Origin of the sequence: Streptomyces sp. NWU339 (assembly GCF_003143855.1) — a bacterium.
Lineage (GTDB): Bacteria > Actinomycetota > Actinomycetes > Streptomycetales > Streptomycetaceae > Streptomyces.
In genome coordinates, this window is sequence record NZ_QFRK01000012.1 from 47,676 (window position 1) to 64,766 (window position 17,091).

16 protein-coding genes and 1 pseudogene are annotated in these 17,091 nt (G+C 69.2%); 11 read left to right on the top strand and 6 right to left on the bottom strand.

The window, feature by feature from the left end; translation table 11 throughout:
- The first annotated feature begins 141 nt into the window (after positions 1–141).
- Positions 142–1,053, top strand: a complete 912-nt coding sequence (locus DIZ27_RS16795) for a winged helix-turn-helix domain-containing protein (protein WP_109379234.1) — start codon at positions 142–144, stop codon at positions 1,051–1,053.
- Between the two features lie 27 nt (positions 1,054–1,080).
- On the opposite strand, the gene DIZ27_RS16800 is transcribed toward DIZ27_RS16795, so the two are convergent.
- Positions 1,081–1,269, bottom strand: a complete 189-nt coding sequence (locus DIZ27_RS16800) for a hypothetical protein (protein WP_109379235.1) — start codon at positions 1,267–1,269, stop codon at positions 1,081–1,083.
- A 163-nt stretch (positions 1,270–1,432) separates the two neighbouring features.
- On the opposite strand from DIZ27_RS16800, the gene DIZ27_RS16805 reads away from it, so the two are divergent.
- Both DIZ27_RS16805 and DIZ27_RS16810 read left to right on the top strand, forming a co-directional pair.
- The gene (locus tag DIZ27_RS16805) at positions 1,433–2,317 is read left to right on the top strand and encodes a GntR family transcriptional regulator (protein ID WP_109379236.1); all 885 of its coding nucleotides are present in this window, start codon (positions 1,433–1,435) and stop codon (positions 2,315–2,317) included.
- Positions 2,263–3,096, top strand: a complete 834-nt coding sequence (locus DIZ27_RS16810) for an HAD family hydrolase (protein WP_375231976.1) — start codon at positions 2,263–2,265, stop codon at positions 3,094–3,096. Before DIZ27_RS16805 ends, DIZ27_RS16810 begins: the two co-directional genes overlap by 55 nt.
- Here the strand turns inward: DIZ27_RS16810 and DIZ27_RS16815 are convergent.
- Positions 3,087–3,269: a hypothetical protein gene (locus DIZ27_RS16815; protein WP_109379238.1), complete on the bottom strand. Its 183-nt coding sequence runs from the start codon at positions 3,267–3,269 to the stop codon at positions 3,087–3,089. The genes DIZ27_RS16810 and DIZ27_RS16815 overlap by 10 nt on opposite strands.
- Before the next feature lie 197 nt (positions 3,270–3,466).
- Between DIZ27_RS16815 and DIZ27_RS16820 the strand changes: the two genes are divergently transcribed.
- The 3 genes from DIZ27_RS16820 (at position 3,467) to DIZ27_RS16830 (ending at position 7,746) form a co-directional block, all read left to right on the top strand.
- On the top strand, positions 3,467–4,348 hold the full coding sequence (locus DIZ27_RS16820; RefSeq protein WP_258308408.1) for a GntR family transcriptional regulator: 882 nt from the start codon (positions 3,467–3,469) through the stop codon (positions 4,346–4,348).
- Positions 4,349–4,586: 238 nt separating this feature from the next.
- Positions 4,587–6,776 (top strand): phosphotransferase family protein, encoded by a 2,190-nt coding sequence (locus tag DIZ27_RS16825; protein ID WP_375231977.1) that lies wholly within the window; start codon positions 4,587–4,589, stop codon positions 6,774–6,776.
- 94 nt (positions 6,777–6,870) lie between these two features.
- Positions 6,871–7,746: a hypothetical protein gene (locus tag DIZ27_RS16830; protein ID WP_258308409.1), complete on the top strand. Its 876-nt coding sequence runs from the start codon at positions 6,871–6,873 to the stop codon at positions 7,744–7,746.
- Positions 7,747–7,816: 70 nt separating this feature from the next.
- On the opposite strand, the pseudogene DIZ27_RS16835 reads toward DIZ27_RS16830, so the two are convergent.
- A pseudogene (locus DIZ27_RS16835) lies at positions 7,817–8,062 on the bottom strand (VOC family protein); the annotation flags it as partial.
- 130 nt (positions 8,063–8,192) lie between these two features.
- On the opposite strand from DIZ27_RS16835, the gene DIZ27_RS16840 reads away from it, so the two are divergent.
- On the top strand, positions 8,193–9,233 hold the full coding sequence (locus tag DIZ27_RS16840; protein ID WP_109379242.1) for a vWA domain-containing protein: 1,041 nt from the start codon (positions 8,193–8,195) through the stop codon (positions 9,231–9,233).
- Between the two features lie 264 nt (positions 9,234–9,497).
- Positions 9,498–10,985 (top strand): rifampin monooxygenase, encoded by a 1,488-nt coding sequence (rox, locus tag DIZ27_RS16845; protein ID WP_309074868.1) that lies wholly within the window; start codon positions 9,498–9,500, stop codon positions 10,983–10,985.
- 105 nt (positions 10,986–11,090) lie between these two features.
- Here the strand turns inward: rox and DIZ27_RS16850 are convergent, their stop codons facing one another.
- Complete coding sequence (locus DIZ27_RS16850) at positions 11,091–12,170, bottom strand: MerR family transcriptional regulator (protein WP_109379243.1); 1,080 nt, start codon at positions 12,168–12,170, stop codon at positions 11,091–11,093.
- 161 nt (positions 12,171–12,331) lie between these two features.
- On the opposite strand from DIZ27_RS16850, the gene DIZ27_RS16855 reads away from it, so the two are divergent.
- From DIZ27_RS16855 to DIZ27_RS16865, 3 genes are all read left to right on the top strand, one after another.
- On the top strand, positions 12,332–12,955 hold the full coding sequence (locus tag DIZ27_RS16855; RefSeq protein ID WP_109379244.1) for a helix-turn-helix domain-containing protein: 624 nt from the start codon (positions 12,332–12,334) through the stop codon (positions 12,953–12,955).
- A gap of 76 nt (positions 12,956–13,031) precedes the next feature.
- Complete coding sequence (locus DIZ27_RS16860; RefSeq protein ID WP_109379245.1) at positions 13,032–13,670, top strand: hypothetical protein; 639 nt, start codon at positions 13,032–13,034, stop codon at positions 13,668–13,670.
- Positions 13,671–13,821: 151 nt separating this feature from the next.
- On the top strand, positions 13,822–14,154 hold the full coding sequence (locus DIZ27_RS16865) for a DUF2516 family protein (RefSeq protein WP_181383569.1): 333 nt from the start codon (positions 13,822–13,824) through the stop codon (positions 14,152–14,154).
- Between the two features lie 21 nt (positions 14,155–14,175).
- Here DIZ27_RS16865 and DIZ27_RS16870 read toward each other — a convergent pair whose 3' ends face one another.
- Both DIZ27_RS16870 and DIZ27_RS16875 read right to left on the bottom strand, forming a co-directional pair.
- The gene (locus DIZ27_RS16870) at positions 14,176–15,567 is read right to left on the bottom strand and encodes a PP2C family protein-serine/threonine phosphatase (protein ID WP_109379246.1); all 1,392 of its coding nucleotides are present in this window, start codon (positions 15,565–15,567) and stop codon (positions 14,176–14,178) included.
- Positions 15,568–15,871: 304 nt separating this feature from the next.
- Positions 15,872–17,050: an NlpC/P60 family protein gene (locus DIZ27_RS16875; RefSeq protein WP_109379247.1), complete on the bottom strand. Its 1,179-nt coding sequence runs from the start codon at positions 17,048–17,050 to the stop codon at positions 15,872–15,874.
- Between the last annotated feature and the right edge of the window lie 41 nt (positions 17,051–17,091).

The window sequence follows — 17,091 nt, forward strand, 5'->3', positions numbered from 1 at the left end:
CGCCGTGAGGAGCCAACCTCCCGAGAGGTTCGACCATGTCGCCCAAGTTGGCGACCAACTTCTCTTCAGTTATCTCCACTTGGAAGCGGCTCATAACCACCTTTCCCTGAACTGCCCAAGGATGGCGCGAAGTTGTAGGGTTTGGTCGTGGACCCGGAATACGCCCCCGTCAATGGAGGGAAGAGGTCACAGCGGCCACAGAGGACACATCGCGAGGTGGCCGACGCGTTGCGCGCCCGGATCAAGTCCGGAGAGCTGAGCCCTGGCCAACGCATGCCCACCCAGGCCCGGCTCGCCGAGGAGTTCGGCGTCGAGCGCGGTACCGTGCGCCAGGCGCTGCGTGTCCTGCGGTCCGAGAGGCTCCTCACCGACGCCTCCAAGGGCGCCCCCGCGACCGTCGCCGTCGACCCCGGCAGCGCGCCGACCGGCCCCGGAGCACCGCCGCAGCCCACCACGGTGGCCCTGGCGCCCCGTGTCGCCGCCGCGTTCGCGGCCGAGCGCGTCGAGATCGACGCCGTCTGCCTGACCGCGATATCCCTCACCCTCGCGATCGGCGCACCGCTGCGCCAGATCCACGCCGGGCGACTGAAACCGGCCAAGGTCGACGTCCGTGTCCTGCTGCCCAGCCGGGACATCGACCTCGCCTTCCCGGTGGCGGTCGAGGACCGCGGCGACGACCACGCCGTGCACGAGCGGTGGTTGTCGATGCGCAACGCCCAGGGCCAGGTGCTCCAGCACAACCTGCTCGCCCTGCGCGCCACCCACGGCATCGACGTCCGTGTCTCCTTCCGGGCCCTGCCCTTCACCCCGCCGGTGAAGCTGTACCTGCTCAACGGCACGGAGGCGCTGTTCGCCTACTACACGCTGGCACGCAGCGAGGCGCAGATCGACCAGGAGAACTTTCAGACGTACGACGCGCAGGGCGTCCGGTCCGTGCTGTTCGGCTTCGGTCAGGGCGCCGGGATGCGGGACGCCACCTTCGTGGAGCAGTCCCACCTGTGGTTCAACGCACTGTGGGAGACGATCAGTTCGGAGCTGGTGCTCACCAACTGACGTCTTCCGGTCGTGGGCGCCGACGGCTCACAGGGCGGGCCGCGCCACCAGCAGGGCGAGCAGGACCGCTCCCGCGGAGCTGACGCCGGGGCTGTTGGCCTTGATGCCCACGGTGAGCAGCAGCAGGCCGACGATGCCGGCGATGCCGTACTTCCATTCGGCGTACTGCTCGACGGTGATGACGACCACCGCGGAGATGAGGGCGAGGACAGGCACGGAATTCCCCCTTCGGGCTTCCCCGGCGACGGAAGCGGAACTTCCGCCAACCCGGTCAAGTTGCCCAAGTTGGCAACCAACTCTAGCTAAGTTGTCCCCACTTGGCAGGCATCTATAAACAACTTCCAAACAACTCCCCATAGATGGATCAAAGTTGTAGCGTTTGGTCGTGACCCAGGAGAACGTCGCAGTGAACGGTGACAAAAGGAAATCGCCCCAGGAGATCGCCGACACCCTGCGCGAACGCATCCGCGCCGGGGAGCTCAAGGTCGGCGAGCGCCTGCCCACCCAGGCCGAGCTCGCCGTGGAGTTCGGCGTGGAGCGCGGCGTCGTCCGTCAGGCCCTGCGCGTCCTTCGGGAGGACGGCCTCCTGAGCAACGTCAGCAAGGGCAGCCCGCCCCGGGTCGCCGTACCGGCCTCGGTCCCCGACGAACCTCAGCGGACCATGGTCGGCCTGGCCCCCCGCCTCACCGAGGCCTTCTCGGCGGCGCACGTCCGTATCGACGTCGTGTGCCACACGTCCGAGACCCTGATGGTCGCCGTCGGTGAACCCGTGCGGCTGATCCATGAGGGCACGCTCCGCCCCGAGTCGATCGAGTTCCGTGTCCTCCTGCCGTCCCGGAAGATCAACCTGGCCTTCCCCGTCCTGGTCGACGAGGACGCCGACGACGGCGACCCGGTGCACGAGCGGTGGTTGCAGATGCGCAACGCACAGGCCCAGGTGCTCCAGCACAACCTGCAGGCAGTCCGCCACACCCACGGCATCGACGTCCGCGTCTCCTTCCGGGCCCTGCCGTTCACCCCGCCGGTGAAGCTCTACCTGCTCAACGGGCAGGAGGCACTCCTCGGGTACTACATGCTCGCCAGGCGCGAGGAGGAGTGGGGCACCCAGACCCTGGACATGTACGACGCCCTCGGCTCCCAGTCCCTGCTCTTCCTCTTCGCCAGACAGGCCGGGCAACGGGACCAGGCGTTCGTGGAGGAATCGCAGAAGTGGTTCGACGCCCTCTGGGAAACCATCACGACGGACCTGACACTCTCCTGGTGACTTCTGATGCGAAGCGGACCGATCCGGTGACATACGAGCCCGAGAAGGACCGGAAGCCTTCCATGGATCCGAACGATCCGAGCGAGCTGAACGATCTGATCAGGGGCGCCCGTGTGGTGCTGTGGGACTTCGACGGCCCTGTCTGCCGACTGTTCGCGGGCCACTCGGCGCAGCGGGTGGCGAAGGAGCTCGTCGACCGGCTGGAGGGGCGGGGCCTGCACGGCCTGCTGACGGAGGCCGAACGCGAGTCCCTGGACCCGCACGTGGTGCTCCGCGCCGTGGACCGCCGGCACCCGGGCAGTGACCTGGTGGAGGAGCTGGAGGCACGGCTCACCGAGGAGGAACTGCGGGCCACCTCCTCGGCGTTGCCCACCCCCTACGCCGACCCGCTGATCCGCACCTGGACCGCGGCGGGCTCCCGGCTGGCCATCACCACGAACAACTCCCCCCGCGTGGTCCGCAGGTACCTCGCCGACCGCGACCTCCTCGGCTGCTTCACCCCCCACGTCTACGGCCGCACCCGGCAGCTCAGCCTGCTCAAACCGGACCCCCACTGCGTCAACCGCGCCCTGAACGCCATGGGCGCTGCCCCGGACTCCGCCCTGATGATCGGCGACACCCCCTCCGACCTGTACGCCGCGGAGGCGGCCGGCGTGCCCTTCGTCGGCTATGCCCGCAACGAGCGGAAGGAAAAGGTGCTGCGGGACGCGGGCGCCACCACGATCCTGTCCTCACTGGAACCCGTGCTCGAACACATCCGCTCCGGCCCTCAGGCCTGAACCATCAGCAGGGCCAGCACCACGGCCGCCCCCACGGCGAGCCCGTCCCGCCGGGCACGCGTCCACACGCCGATCATGAACAGGAGCCCCACACCGACCGCGCCGAGCTTCGATTCCGCGAGCAGACCGACCACCAGCTCGCCGAGCCCCGCGAGTACCTGGAACAGTGGCACAACCAACCACCTCCCCCTCCACTTCCGGTGAAGCGGCCAACCAGCCAGCCAATTGGTCTGGTTGTTGTGAAGATGGTCTGCCCGGCCTGTCTGATCCATTAACCAGCAGCCGCCAGTCGGTCGGATGACAGCGTCGTATGGCTGAGGAATTGAGAGTCATTGGTTTCCAGGTGGACCGAAAGCGGTACGGTCCACAAGTGGATGGACAGCAGCTCAGTGAGGGTGGCGGCGGCAGGGAGTTCCAGCGGGTCGCCGACCACGTGCGCGGCCGGATAGCCGACGGGACCTATCCGCTGCGTTCCTTCCTGCCGTCACAGCGCGATCTGGCGGAAGAACTCGGGGTCTCGCGCGACACGGTGCAGCGGGCTCTGCGTGAACTCGTCAACGAGGGCTGGATCGAGTCGCGACAGGGCAGCGGGTCACGCGTGATCAAGACGCAGCGCATACAGTCCTCGGCGGCGAAGGCGACCAGACTGCCAAGGGAAGTGACGTTGGCGCCGTTCATCAGCGAGGCCTTCGAGCAGCCCGAAGTCACTCTGGACGTCTACACGCTGACGTCCGAGTCGCTGGACGCGCACATCAGGCTCCAGGCGGAACGCATCCGCGGCCGTTACATCTCCCCCCAGCGGATCACGCTGCGCATGCTCCTGCCGGACCCGGCGCTGGAGCTCCCCTACCCCAGGGTCAAGGACGACAGGAACGACCTACGGTTGAGGCAGCGGCTGCGAACGATCACGGATTCGCACACCGCATCGCTGCAAGGAGCGCTGAAGGACCTGCAGACCGAAGGCCTCGTGCCCTCGGTCGACCTGCGGATCCGTCACACGCCGCTGACCCCCACGTTCAAGGTCTACCTGCTCAACGACGCCGAAGCCCTGCACGGGATGTACGAGGTGATCGAACGGCCGACGGAATTGGAGGCCGGTGAGGTGATCACGGCCCTCGACGTCCTGGGCCTCGGTGCCACGCTCACCCACCACGTGAAGGACGGAGACGAGACGTCCTTGGGGTCGGTCTTCGTGGACAGCATGCGGCAGTGGTTCGACTCGGTATGGAACCTGCTCTCCACCGATGCCTGAGCCGGGTCGGCTTCCGTTAGCATGCCCGCACCGACTGAGCAAACGCTCCTTGACGTTCGTATCAAGAGGCTGACAAGCCAATCTCGAACGAGCTCGCGCGGCCTTCACGCAGAGAGGTGGTAAACCGCCTGGTGCGCCCGGCGCGCTCCTTTGTCGCGCGCCGTTTATCGTGCGTGACACCAGCCTCATGTTTACCGATTGCCACGTCGTGACTCCCCTCGCACTACCGGAGTGGTCAGTGGGTGCACCTCCTCTTCCCCGTCCCGCCTTCGAGGAACTTTCCGCGCCCCCCAAGGGGTACCGAGCCTTCGTCGATCTGGCCGTACGGGTGGGGCAGGCGATCAGCGGCCACCACAACCAGAACTACGTCGTACCGGTCGCACCAGCCATGGCGAAAGCGCTGGGCCGCGAGACCGGCACCTCCGTGGTCGTGCGGATCCTGCGCCTCAAGGTACTGCCGGTGGTGATCAGGACCTGGCAGAACGAGCAGGAGATCCTCAGCGCCATCAAGGGGACCCTGCCGTACGTGCCGGAAGTCCTGGCCAGGGGGGACGGCTTCGCGATCCACAGCTATGTGGAAGGGGTCCCGCTCTCCAGCGTCTGCGGGAACGGCAAGCGAGTCGACTCCCTGCTCGTCCAGGAACTGGCCTGGCTTCTGTCCCGAATGGCTCAAGTGCGCCGTAACGGGCTTCCTCCACTGCCACCCGCCTGGCCACGCAACGACACGGACAGCCAGGCTTTCCTGCGCACGTTGACGCATCTTGCGGACCAACAGATCAGGCAGCCCAACTGGGCCGCCTTCGGTGGGCTGTTCGTGGCGCTGGGCATTCCCGAGGACGCTCTGCTCAGGCTGGGCGAGCGGGTCCCCGCCATGGCGCGGCGACCCTACGGCCTGCTCCACGCCGACCTGCATCGTGACAATCTGATCGTGTCGTATACCGGCGACCGGCCGCCCATCTGTGTCGACTGGGAGCTGGCGACCTACGGTGATCCGCTGCACGACCTGGCGACCCATCTGGTGCGGATGCGGTATCCGGCAGACCAGTTCTCCGAAGTGGTGGACGCCTGGGCGGACGCCATGCGGGAGGTCCGTCCGGTCGCCGTCAACGGTCTGGGCAAGGACCTGCGCCACTACCTGGCCTTCGAGCGCGCCCAGTCGGTGTATCCCGACGTGATGAGGGCGGCGTGGTCCCTCGAAGAGTCGTTCACTCAGAACAGACTGGACGAGGCGACGGCGGAGGTGCGCAGAGCGCTGGAGGCGGCTGCCGAGCCGCTGCGGCTCAGGAGCGTGCCGGGGGAGGGGGAGATCGAGCGGGCGCTGTTCCGCTGGCTGGCGGCCCGCGCTGGTGAGAGCGGGGCCGGCCGCAGCCTGAGAGCCAGAGCCTTCACCTGGCAACCGGACCGGCGCCTCGAGCAGCCGGTGGACTTTCCGGAGTCCGCGGTGCGCGATGCGTTGGCGCTCGAGGGAGCGGCTCCGGCGAGTCGGGTGTTCAAGGGGACCGCACACCTCAACTCGGTGGTGCGCGTATCGGGTTTCGACCGTCCCGTGGTCGTCCGGCGGAAGCTGCCCGAGGAGTGTCGGAGGGAACGCAGCGTCCTCAGCGAGCACGCCGTGCTGCGGGCCATCGAGAAGGCGTTCGTCTCCGTGGCCGCGCCCAGGGCCCTGGCGCTGGGCGTCAGCTATCCGGAGGACCCTTTCGCCATCCATACCTACGTAGGGCCGGACGACATCGGCGGCCCCCCGAGCCACCCGGTCAACGGCCTGCTGCCGCACGAAGCGGATGGTCTCGTGGACCAGCTTCGCGCCTTGACGCAGGTGGACTACAGGCCACTCGATCCGCTGGCGGGGGCGAGGGGCTTCTACCGCTGGCTCAAAGACCAACTGATCCTGCTGGTGGCCGACCTGCCCGAGAGGTCACAGCGGCTGGCGCGGCATCTCGGGCTGCCGGACGCCGACCGCCTCGACCAGATCCTGTCCCGCCACGCCGTCAGCGACCGAAGCCCCTCCCTGCTGCACGGCGATCTCAACCCGTGGAACCTGGTGCGCAGGGACGATACTTTCGTGCTGACCATCATCGACTGGGAGATGGCCCTGGTCGGCGATCCCCTCTACGACCTGGTGCGGCACATGCACCTGACGCCCACCCGCCCGGAGATCCGCGAGCGGATGTTCCGCCGCTGGGAACGCGGGCTGCCGTCCGAGTACACCCGTGACTGGCGGAAGGACTGGCAGGTGTACCGCCTGCTGGAAATCGTGCGCTCCGCCTACATCGACCTCGACCGCATCGTGACCGGGGCGAGCCTGGACGCTCCCAACGTTCAGCGGGCGGTGGACTCGTACGCGATGACGCTGGCGGTGGCGACCGGTTCGCTCGGCCTGCCGGCCCGTTCCACCGCCAATCCCCGTCTTGTCCGTGCCCTGGTGTAGGTGGACCATGAATCCTTCGCAAGTTGGTTCGGTCACAGGGACATGACGCCCCGTCGGCCGCTGTGCGCGGAGGGGGTTCGGTATGCCGGAGCGCGTGAACGGGGCGACTGGGGGAGGTGTGGGCCGACGGCTGCGGCGCTTTCAGGAACGCTTCGAGCCCGCTGTGACCCGCATCGTCCTGCTGACCGTCTTCGTGACGGGACTGACCGCACAGTTCGTCCAGCCCGTGGGGGACGCCCTGGAGGGCAAGGCCTTCCTCGGTGGTGCCCTGCTCAGCCTGGTCGCCTACGTGCTCTACGACGCCGTGACGTCACTGTCCTCGTCGATGCGGCCTCCGACTCGTGCCCTGGTCGGCTCCAGCGAGCTGGGGGGCTTCGTCGGCGATGCCTTGCAGGCACGAAGAGTGGAGATCGGTTTCCTCGGCTACACGGGGGAGACCCTGTACACCGAGCTCTACCACCGTCTCCGTGACCTGCTCGACGACCCGGGTCCGACGAGACATGTCTCCGTGCGGATACTGGTGCCCGACTTCGAGCAGCCGATGACCGTGCCGGCCAGGGTGGGTCCCGGCGACCGGCCGGTGGATGACCCCGCGTTCCGTAACCGGGTGCTTCAGCGCTGCCGGGACTACGACGGCACCCTCTCGGACATCGCGGAGCAGCTCACCAGCGCCGGCCGGGTCGTCGTCCAGTGCGAGTACCGGTATTACCCCGGCATCCCCCGCGACAAGGTCTGTATCTTCAACCGGACCCAGGTCCTGCACGGCCTCTACGACGTCTCCGCACGCATGCGCCTGGAATCCTCGGGTCCGGAATACTTCGATCCCAAGGGCTACAAGACCGAACTCAATGTCTGGTCACGCGAAGAAACGCCCGTCGCCGAGGTCACGGTGGCCACCTGGCTCAAGCACTTCGACGACCTGTGGGGGCTGGCGACCGTCCCGCAGTGGCGCCGGTCCACAGCCCTGTAGACCAGGAGCGGTGGCTGCAAGCGGTGGTGTCGTTCTCCCCGGCGGGCGGGGCGCGGACGCCCTCACGCGCTCACTCACTGTGCACGATCTGGATCAGGTTGCCGCAAGTGTCGTTCAAGACCGCGGTGGTGACCTGGCCCATTTCCAGCGGCTCCTGGACGAACTGCACCCCGAGCTCGCGCAGCCGGTCGGACTCCGCGTGGACGTTGTCCACGGCGAAGGAGACGGCCGGGATACCGTTTGTGGCCGGTCCTGTCATGTACGCCGCCATGACGGGGTGGCGGGAGGGCCGGACAGCCGGGGATTCCACATCTGGCGCGCGCCCTGGTGCAGCCGGGTGCGGGGCGGGGGCGGTGCGGCCCCGGCCCGAGAGCAAGGCCGATTGTCAGTGGTGGGTGAGACGGTAGGAGCATCGAGTCGGAAAGCCGGAAAGAGGGGGATCTGTCATGTCCGGAACCCAGAACTACATCAACCACGTCGCCCTTGTCCTGGATGCCAGTTCGTCCATGTCGCACCTGAGCGGCAAGGTCGTCGAAGTCGCCGACCAGCAGATCGCGTACCTCGCCCGCCGGTCGAGGGAGCTGGACCAGGAAACCCGTGTCACGGTGTACGTCTTCGCGGACAAGGTGGAGTGCGTCATCTACGACAAGGACGTGCTGCGGATGCCGTCGCTGAAGCAGATGTACCGGGTCGGGGGAATGACGGCTCTGCTGGCGGCCGCACTGAAGTCCCAGCGGGAGCTGGCGCAGACGGCCCAACTGTACGGCGACCACAGCTTCCTGACGTTCGTCCTCACCGACGGGCAGGAGAACGCGAGCCATCGCTGCCCGGACGCCCCTGTCAGGGATCAGCGTGAGCTGATAGGGGCCGTGGCCGAGATGTTCCAGACACAGGAGGACAACTGGACGCTGGCCGTCCTCGTGCCGGACCAGATGGGCAAGCGCGAGGCCATGCAGTGCGGTTTCCCGAAGGACAACATCGCCATCTGGGACGCCACGAGCACCCAGGGGCTGGAGGAGGCCGGGCAGGTCATCCAGCAGGCCACCGAGAAGTTCATGGTGGGCCGCACCCAGGGCATCCGGGGATCGCGGGCGGTGTTCTCCACGGGCGCGGACGCGGTCAACAAGGACACCATCAAGGCGGCCGGCCTCACCCCGGTGGATCCGTCGAAGTACCAGCTGATCCCGGTGGCCCGTGACGCGGGAATCCGGGAGTGGGTCATCGAATGCGGGCACGCCTACCGTACCGGTGGTGCGTTCTACCAGCTGAGCAAGTCGGAGAAGGTCCAGGCGCAGAAGCAGATCGCGGTGCTGGAGAAGAAGACGGACCGGGTGTACACGGGGCCCGAGGCCCGCGCCCTGCTCGGCCTGCCGGACGTGGAGGTCCGCGTCAAGCCGGACCACAACGACGACTTCACGATCTTCGTGCAGAGCACCAGCGTGAACCGGAAGCTCGTGGCGAACACGCGGCTGCTGCTGATGCTCTGAGGCCGGCGAAGGAAAGGCCGCCGGCGAAGGAAAGGCCACCGACAAAGGAAAAGGCAAGGAAGTTCGCCCGCTCCTTGCCACTCTCAACGTATAGCGCACCGGGGGGCTTGCGGCAAGGCCCGGGTCGTGACGCAGAATCGTCGCCCGAGGCCGGAACCTAGGGAAATCAGGTGTTCGCGAAGTGCGTGCTCTTTTGTCCTGTTCGGGGCCCGCGGCGCGACGCGGAGAGCCGGCCGGCAATCGACATCGTTCCTGGGGGTTTCCGTGACGGACGTCAACGACGTGATCGTGGTCGGCGGCGGGCCGACCGGCTTGATGCTGGCGGGCGAGCTGCGGCTGCACGGCGTGCGTGTGGTCGTCCTGGAGAGACTGACCGAGCCGACCGAGCAGTCACGAGGCCGTGGCCTGCACACGCGCAGCGTCGAGATGATGGACCAGCGCGGCCTGCTGGACCGGTTCCTCGCGGTCAGCGAGAAGTTCCAGGTCGGCGGTCTCTTCGGCGGCATCATGAAGCCGTGGCCGGACCGGTTGGACACGGCTCACCCGTACGGCCTCTCCACCCTGCAACCGGTCACCGAGCGGCTGCTGGGCGAGCGCGCACTCGAACTCGGTGCCGAGATCCGGCGCGGCTGCGAAGTGGTCGGCCTGAGCCAGGACGAGCACGGGGTGACCGTCGAGTTGGCCGACGGGGGTCCCCCCGGCCATGGGGGCGTGGCCGGGGGAGAGGGAGGCGCGCGGCTGCGCGCCCGCTACCTCGTCGGCTGCGACGGGGGCCGCAGTGTGGTGCGCAAGCGGCTCGGCGTCGGTTTCCCCGGCGAGCCCGCCACGGTCGAGACGCTGCTGGGTGACATGGAGATGACCGAGGACCCGGAGACGGTCGCCGCCGTCGTCGCGGAGGTCCGCAAGACCCAGCTGCGGTTCGGCGTCATCCCCAACGACGACGGGAAGGAGGGCGTCTTCCGCGTCATCGTGCCCGCCGACGGTGTGGCCGAGGACGGTGCGACCGCGCCGACCCTCGAGGAGTTCAAGCAGCGGCTGCGGGCCTGCGCGGGCACCGACTTCGGCGTGCACTCCCCGCGCTGGCTGTCCCGGTTCGGCGACGCCACCCGGCAGGCCGAGCGCTACCGGGTCGGGCGGGTGCTGCTGGCCGGCGACGCGGCGCACATCCACCCGCCGACCGGCGGGCAGGGCCTCAACCTCGGCATCCAGGACGCCTTCAACCTCGGCTGGAAGCTGGCCGCCGCGGTGGCCGGCTGGGCACCGGAAGGACTGCTGGACAGCTACCACGCCGAACGGCACCCGGTCGGCGCGGCCGTGCTGGACAACACCCGCGCGCAGATCGCACTGCTGGGAACCGATCCGGGCGCGACCGCGCTGCGGGAACTGCTCTCGAAGCTGATGGACTTCGAGGAGGTGAACCGGTACGTCACCGAAATGATCACCGCGACCGGAGTCCGCTACGACTTCGGCGAGGGACACGAACTGCTCGGCCGGCGGATGCGGGACGTGCGGCTGAAGCAGGGCCGCCTCTACGAGCTGATGCACGGCGGCCGCGGACTGCTGCTCGACCGGACCGGCCGGCTCTCGGTGGCGGGCTGGGCCGACCGCGTCGACCACGTCGTCGACCTCGGCGAGGACCTGGACGTCCCCGCGGTGCTGCTGCGGCCGGACGGCCACGTGGCATGGGCCGGCGACGACCAGCAGGACCTCCTCAACCGCCTGCTCCGGTGGTTCGGCGCCCCCACCGTCTGAATCGCCGGGCCTTCCCGCCCTGTCGGGTGAGCCGGTACGCGTCGGCTTCACGGATGAGTTCCCGGGAGCGGATCCGGTGCAACTCGACGTGCATGCCCTCGCCGCTCACTGTCGGAGCGCCACGACATCGGCGACCAGGCAACTGACGTTGTCGGGGCCGCCGGAGCCGTTGGCGAGGGCGATGAGTTCGAGGACCGCCCGCTCGGGCTCCCCGGTCCCGGAGAGCGCCCGGTGGATCTCCTCGGTCGGCACGACGGCCGGCAGACCGTCGGAGCAGAGCAGGTACCGGTCTCCCCGCCGGGCGTCGTGCAGGCGCATGTCGGGGGTGGCATCGGCTCCTCGGCCCAGGGCTCGTATCAGCAGCGACCGCTGAGGGTGGGAGGCGGCCTCTTCCGGGCTGAGGCGTCCTTCGTCGACCATCGACTGCACCACGGTGTGGTCGTGGGTGATCAGGGACAGCTCCCCGTCGCGCAGGAGGTACGCCCGGGAGTCGCCGATGTGGACGAGGGCCAGCTGGGAGCCGGTCCAGAGCATCGCGGTGAGTGTGGTGCCGGCCTCTTCGGGGGAGGGGCCGTTCCCGGTGACGCCGTGCACCGCGTGCTCGGCCCGGTCGATCGCGTCCTCGAGGACGTTGAGGAGAGGGCCCGCCGGGATGCCGTCGGTTTCGAGGGGCTTGAGCGCGTCGACGGCGGCCGCGCTCGCGACGGCTCCCCGACTGCCGTAGCCGTCGGCGACGGCGAGCAGGCGGGAGCCGGCGTAGGCGGTGTCCTGGTTGTCCTCGCGGACCAGGCCCGTGTCGGACAGTGCGGCGTAACGGATTCCCAGGGGCTCGGTGGTCGGGGGCATGGAGGGGTCCTTCCTGGAGAGATGGTCGATGAGGAAGGTGGCCAGGTCCCGCCGTGCGGCGGTGTCGGCCTCGACCTGGGCCCGGAACGCGCGGATCTCCTGGACCGCCGGGCCCGCCTCCAGCGTGCAGACGTGCTGGATGCGGGCGAGGGGCATCCCCAGGCGCCGGAGCCAGGCGACCAGTCGGGCCCGGTCCAGTTGTTCCGGTGCGTAGTAGCGGTAGCCGGTCACCGGGTCGACCCGAGCGGGGGTCAGCAGGCCGAGTTCGTCGTACAGGCGCAGTGCCTTCGGCGACAGTCGGGACACCTTCGCGAACGCCCCGATGGTCAGCAGCCCCATGCTCGCTCCTCCTCAGGCCGGGCACCTCGCCCGGCCCCACCGATGCTGCGGCTTCCCCCAAGGTGAGGGTCAACCGTGTGGGGCTGTGTGCTCGCGCTGGTTCGGCGCACTATTGCAAGCGAACGCTTGCAATAGTTAGCGAGGTGGGGCAGGGTGGGGGTATGGCGTCACTCAATGTCGGCAATCTCGGTGAGTATCTCCGTGAGCAGCGGCGCAACGCGCAGTTGTCGCTGCGGCAGCTCGCCGATGCCGCCGGGGTGTCCAATCCGTATCTGAGCCAGATCGAGCGCGGGCTGCGCAAGCCGAGCGCGGAGGTGTTGCAGCAGGTCGCCAAGGCGCTGCGGATCTCCGCCGAGACGCTGTACGTGCGCGCCGGCATCCTCGACGCCGAGCGGGACCGGGAGGAAGTGGAGACGCGGGCCGTCATCCTCGCCGATCCCACGCTGAGCGAGCGTCAGAAGCAGGTACTGCTCCAGATCTACGAGTCCTTCCGCAAGGAGAACGGGTTTGGGGACGCCGAGGACGGTGAGGCGACCGGGACTGCCGGTGTCGTCGGTGCCGCTGATGCTGTCGAGGTGGCTCAAGGGACGGAGGCCTCGGAGGTTTCCGGAAGTGCCGACGGGAGCGGCGGCTCCGGTGCTGGTTCCGCGATACGTCGGGGCGGCCGTAAGGCCGGTGGCGGCAAGGACGCCGGGCGCCGGGGCCCCTCCGGCAACAACACCAGCAGCAACAGCAGCAACAGCAGCAACAGCAGTGACATCGATCCGCAGCGGACGGACGGCTGAGCCGGACCAGGGCGCCGGCCGCCGCCACGGATCACACGAACCCTCAGCCGAAAACGGATCCGGGAGGACCCTCACCATGGCCATCACCGACGACCTGCGCAAGACCTTCAGCGACCCGACCCCGCTCTACTTCGCCGCCGGCACCGCCGACCTCGCCCTGCAGCAGGCCAGGAAGGTTCCGGGCCTGGTCGAGCAGATCCGCGCCGAGGCGCCTTCGCGCATCGAGGCCGTCCGCAACACCGACCCCAAGGCCGTCCAGGAGAAGGCGACCATCCGGGTCAGGGAGACGCAGGAGACCGTCCAGGCCAAGGTCAACGAGTTCCTCGGCTCGCTCGACACCGACCTGAAGAAGTTCGGCGAGACCGCCCAGGACCTGGCCCTGCGCGGGGTCGGCGTCGCCGCCGAGTACGCGGTCAAGGCCCGCGAGACCTACGAGAAGGTCGCCGAGCACGGCGAGCAGGCCGTGAAGAACTGGCGCGGTGAGGCCGCCGAGAGCATCGAGGACATGGCCGTCGCCGTCGAGGACGTCGCCGTCGCCGTCGAGCCGAAGGACGGGCCCGAGGCCGGGCCGAAGGCCGTGACCACGCCGAAGCTCGAGTCGGTGGGGGGTGAGGGCGACAGGTCCGACGGCCCCGGCGGGGCGACGAGGCCCGCTGCCAAGAAGGTCCCGACGCGCAAGACCACGACGGCCAAGAAGACGCCGCCCGCCAAGTAGGCACGTGGGAACGAGCGGCAGCGGTGCCGGTGAGTGGTACGGGCCGGGCACTCTCGCGGTGTCCGGCCCGTTCTACTGGGTAGCCGGCCGGCGGTTGCGGGTACGGTGACCGCGTAAGGACGAGCCGAGTCGGGTGGTGGACGTTGTGCTGATGCAGGGCTTCGCGGGGTTGATGTGGTTGCTGAGCATGGCCCTGATCGTTTTCAGCGGCTTCGCGTTGATCGACGCGGCCATCCGCCGTGAGGACGCCTACCGCGCGGCGGACAAGAAGACCAAGCCGTTCTGGCTGATCATCCTCGGGCTCGCCTTCGTGGTGAACCTGATCTTCAACATCCTGTCGTTCCTGCCGATCATCGGGTTGATCGCGACCATCGTGTACATGGTCGACGTCCGTCCCGCCCTGCGCGGCCTCTCCGGCGGCGGGCGCAGCCACCGGGGATCCAGCAGCGACGGTCCCTACGGCCCGTACAACGGCGGACGGTGAGGAGGCGGAGCCCCCTCCTCGTCACGGCCGCTGCGGTGGCACCCGGTCCAGGAGCAGTACCGCCACGTCGTCCGTCAGCTCCCCGCCGTTGAGGTCGCGGACCTCGTTGACGGCCGCCCGCAGCAGTTCCTCGCCCCGCAGTCCGTCCGTGAACTGGCGGTGGACCATGCCGACCATGCCGTCCTGGCCGAGCCGTTCCCCGCTGTCGCCGACCCGGCCCTCGATCAGGCCGTCCGTGTAGAGCATCAGGCTCCACTCCGTGCCCAGTTCCACCTCCGTACGCGGCCAGCGGGCACCGGGCAGCAGCCCGAGCGCCGGGCCGTTGTTGTCGTACGGCAGCAGCCGCGCCGGTCGGCCCGGCCGGGCGAGGAGCGGTGAGGGGTGGCCGGCCAGGCACAGGCCCGCCCGGCGGCCGTCGGGGGAGATGTCCACCGCGCAGAGGGTCGCGAAGATCTCGTCGTCCGCGCGCTCGTGCTCCAGCACCTGCTGCAGCGTGCCCAGCAGCTCGTCCCCGCACAGGCCCGCCAGGGTCAGCGCGCGCCAGGCGATGCGCAGCTCCACGCCGAGGGCGGCCTCGTCCGGGCCGTGGCCGCAGACGTCGCCGATCATGGCGTGCACGGTGCCGTCCGGGGTGCGGACGACGTCGTAGAAGTCACCGCCGAGCAGGGCGCGCGAACGGCCCGGACGGTAGCGGGCGGCGAAGTGGAGCGGGGAGCCGTCCAGGAGCGGGGTCGGCAGCAGGCCGCGTTCCAGGCGGGCGTTCTCCTGGGCGCGCAGCCTGCCCTCGGCGAGCCGCCGCTCGGCGGAGTCGGAACGCTTCCGCTCCACCGCGTACCGGATCGCCCTGCTCAGCAGCCGACCGTCCAGCTCGTCGCGGAAGAGGTAGTCCTGGGCGCCCACGCGCACCGCCTCCGCGCCGCGCTCGGCGTCGCCCGACGCGGTCAGCGCGAGGACGGCGTGCCGGGGTGCGAGCTCCAGCACGTGCTTGAGCACGGCGAGCTCGTCGTCACCGGCGCCGCCGACCCCGTTGCCGCCGCCGTTGCCCGCCCGGCTGCCGGGTGCGGGCAGCGCGAGGTCCAGCAGGATGCAGTGGACGTCGTCGGTCAGCAGCCGCTCGGCCTCGGTGAGGTTGCGGGCGGTGCGCACACGGATCGGCTTGCCGGTCCGGTCGAGCAGGTCCGGCACGATCGGCGAGCCCGCCGGGTCGTCCTCGATCAGCAGCAGTGTGAGGTTGGTGGGGGCGGGCGAGGTCGCCTCGTTCCTGGTGTCGTCCTCGGTGTGCTCCGCCGTGCGCGGGGCCGTCGCTCCGGCCTCCGAGGCGTCCTCGGCGGGGCCACCGTTCGGTGATGCGGCGTGCGCCTGACCGCTTTCCGCGGCCGGGAGCGTTCTCTGCCGCGGTACGGGTGCGGGCATTGTTCCGGGTTCCTTCCCTCCCCCCGAGGGCGTGGTGGGGGCGCGGGATCTCGGCCCGTGCACCCCGTGCTCTCCACTTCGGACGAGCAGGGGCGCCCCTTCCAGCGGGGACGATAGCGGGTGTCGGCGCCGCAGCGGAATGGCGTGGAGCACGCCGCTCGGCCATCAGCCGGTGTCATATGCCGCGTTATGGGCAACAGTTGGACACGTCGGCGATGCGGCCGGGATGACGAACGTCACGCCCGCGGGGGTGTGGTCGCGTCATCGGAGTGGACCGGGTCACATGGCGCAGGTCACGGGTCGCTCAGTTCGCGTCCGTTTTCTCGCCGCTGTCGCCCTTCTTAGTGCTCTTGTCGGCCTTGTGAGCTTCATCAGCCTTGTCGCCATTGCTGGTTTCATCGGCATTCGGGTCCGGGCGGACCACCCCGAGGATCGGCATCGAACCGGCTCCCGCGATCGTGATCGCCCGTCCCGGACGCGGGGCGTGGACGATGGCTCCGTCTCCGACGTACATGCCGACGTGGCTGGCGTCGTCGAAGTAGATGACGAGGTCGCCGGGCCGCATCTCCGCGACGGCGACGCGCGTCAGCTGCTTCCACTGTTCCTGCGAGGTGCGCGGGATGCCCTGCCCGCCCGCTCTCCACGCCTGTGAGGTCAGACCCGAGCAGTCGTACGTCTTCGGGCCCTCGGCGCCCCACTCGTACGGCTTGCCGATCTGCGCGGTGGCGTACGCGACGGCCTTCCTGCCCTGCTCGGTCGCCTCCGCCCCGACGCCGTCGAGGACGCCGGAGTTCAGCCAGGCGGACTGGGCCTCCTCGGCGGCCCGCCGCTCCAGCTCGGCCAGCCGTTCCCTCTCCTCCTGCTCCAGCTCGGACTCGACCTTCTCGGCCGCCGCGATCTGCTTCTCGATCTTCTTCTGCGCCTCGGCCTTGGCCTTGCGGCCCGCCTCCAGCTTCCGCCACTGGGCGTCGGCGTCCTGCGCGTACTGCTCCAAGTCCTCCTGGGTGCGCTTCATTTCACCGAGCAGGCCCTTGGTCGCGTGCTGGCCCTGACGGATCCGGCCCGCACCGACGAGGAATTCCCGCGGGTCGTCGCTCAGCATCAGGTGGGCCTCGGGCGGGAGTCCGCCACCGCGGTACTGGGACGCGGCCGCGGCGCCCGCGCGGTCCTTCAACTCGTCCAGCTTCTCCCTGCCCTTGGCGATCTTCTCGGCCAGCCGGACGATCTCGGTGGACTGCTGCTTCGCCTTCTCCTCGGCGGCGTTGTACTCCTCGGTGGCCACCGCCGCGGCGCGGTAGAGCCCGTCGAGCTTCTTGCGTACGGCTTCGAGGTCCTTGGACGGCGCGACATCGGCGCTCGCACTCGGGGCCGGGGGCGGCGGGGGAGTGGGGGCCGCGAACGCCGTGCCCGGTGCCGCCAGCACGGTGATCGCGCAGACCACGGCCACTGCCGCCGTGGTCAGCATGCGCTTGCCCGTTTCCATGACCCGCCCCCAAACTGATTAACCGTCAGTAACATCCTTCG

Excerpts from the sequence above, each read along its gene's own strand:
- DIZ27_RS16875 (WP_109379247.1), bottom strand. The coding sequence starts at position 17,050 with ATGGAAACGGGCAAGCGCATGCTGACCACGGCGGCAGTGGCCGTGGTC.
- DIZ27_RS16840 (WP_109379242.1), top strand. The coding sequence starts at position 8,193 with ATGTCCGGAACCCAGAACTACATCAACCACGTCGCCCTTGTCCTGGAT.
- DIZ27_RS16850 (WP_109379243.1), bottom strand. The coding sequence starts at position 12,170 with ATGGGGCTGCTGACCATCGGGGCGTTCGCGAAGGTGTCCCGACTGTCG.
- DIZ27_RS16870 (WP_109379246.1), bottom strand. The coding sequence starts at position 15,567 with ATGCCCGCACCCGTACCGCGGCAGAGAACGCTCCCGGCCGCGGAAAGC.
- DIZ27_RS16865 (WP_181383569.1), top strand. The coding sequence starts at position 13,822 with ATGCAGGGCTTCGCGGGGTTGATGTGGTTGCTGAGCATGGCCCTGATC.
- DIZ27_RS16860 (WP_109379245.1), top strand. The coding sequence starts at position 13,032 with ATGGCCATCACCGACGACCTGCGCAAGACCTTCAGCGACCCGACCCCG.
- DIZ27_RS16855 (WP_109379244.1), top strand. The coding sequence starts at position 12,332 with ATGGCGTCACTCAATGTCGGCAATCTCGGTGAGTATCTCCGTGAGCAG.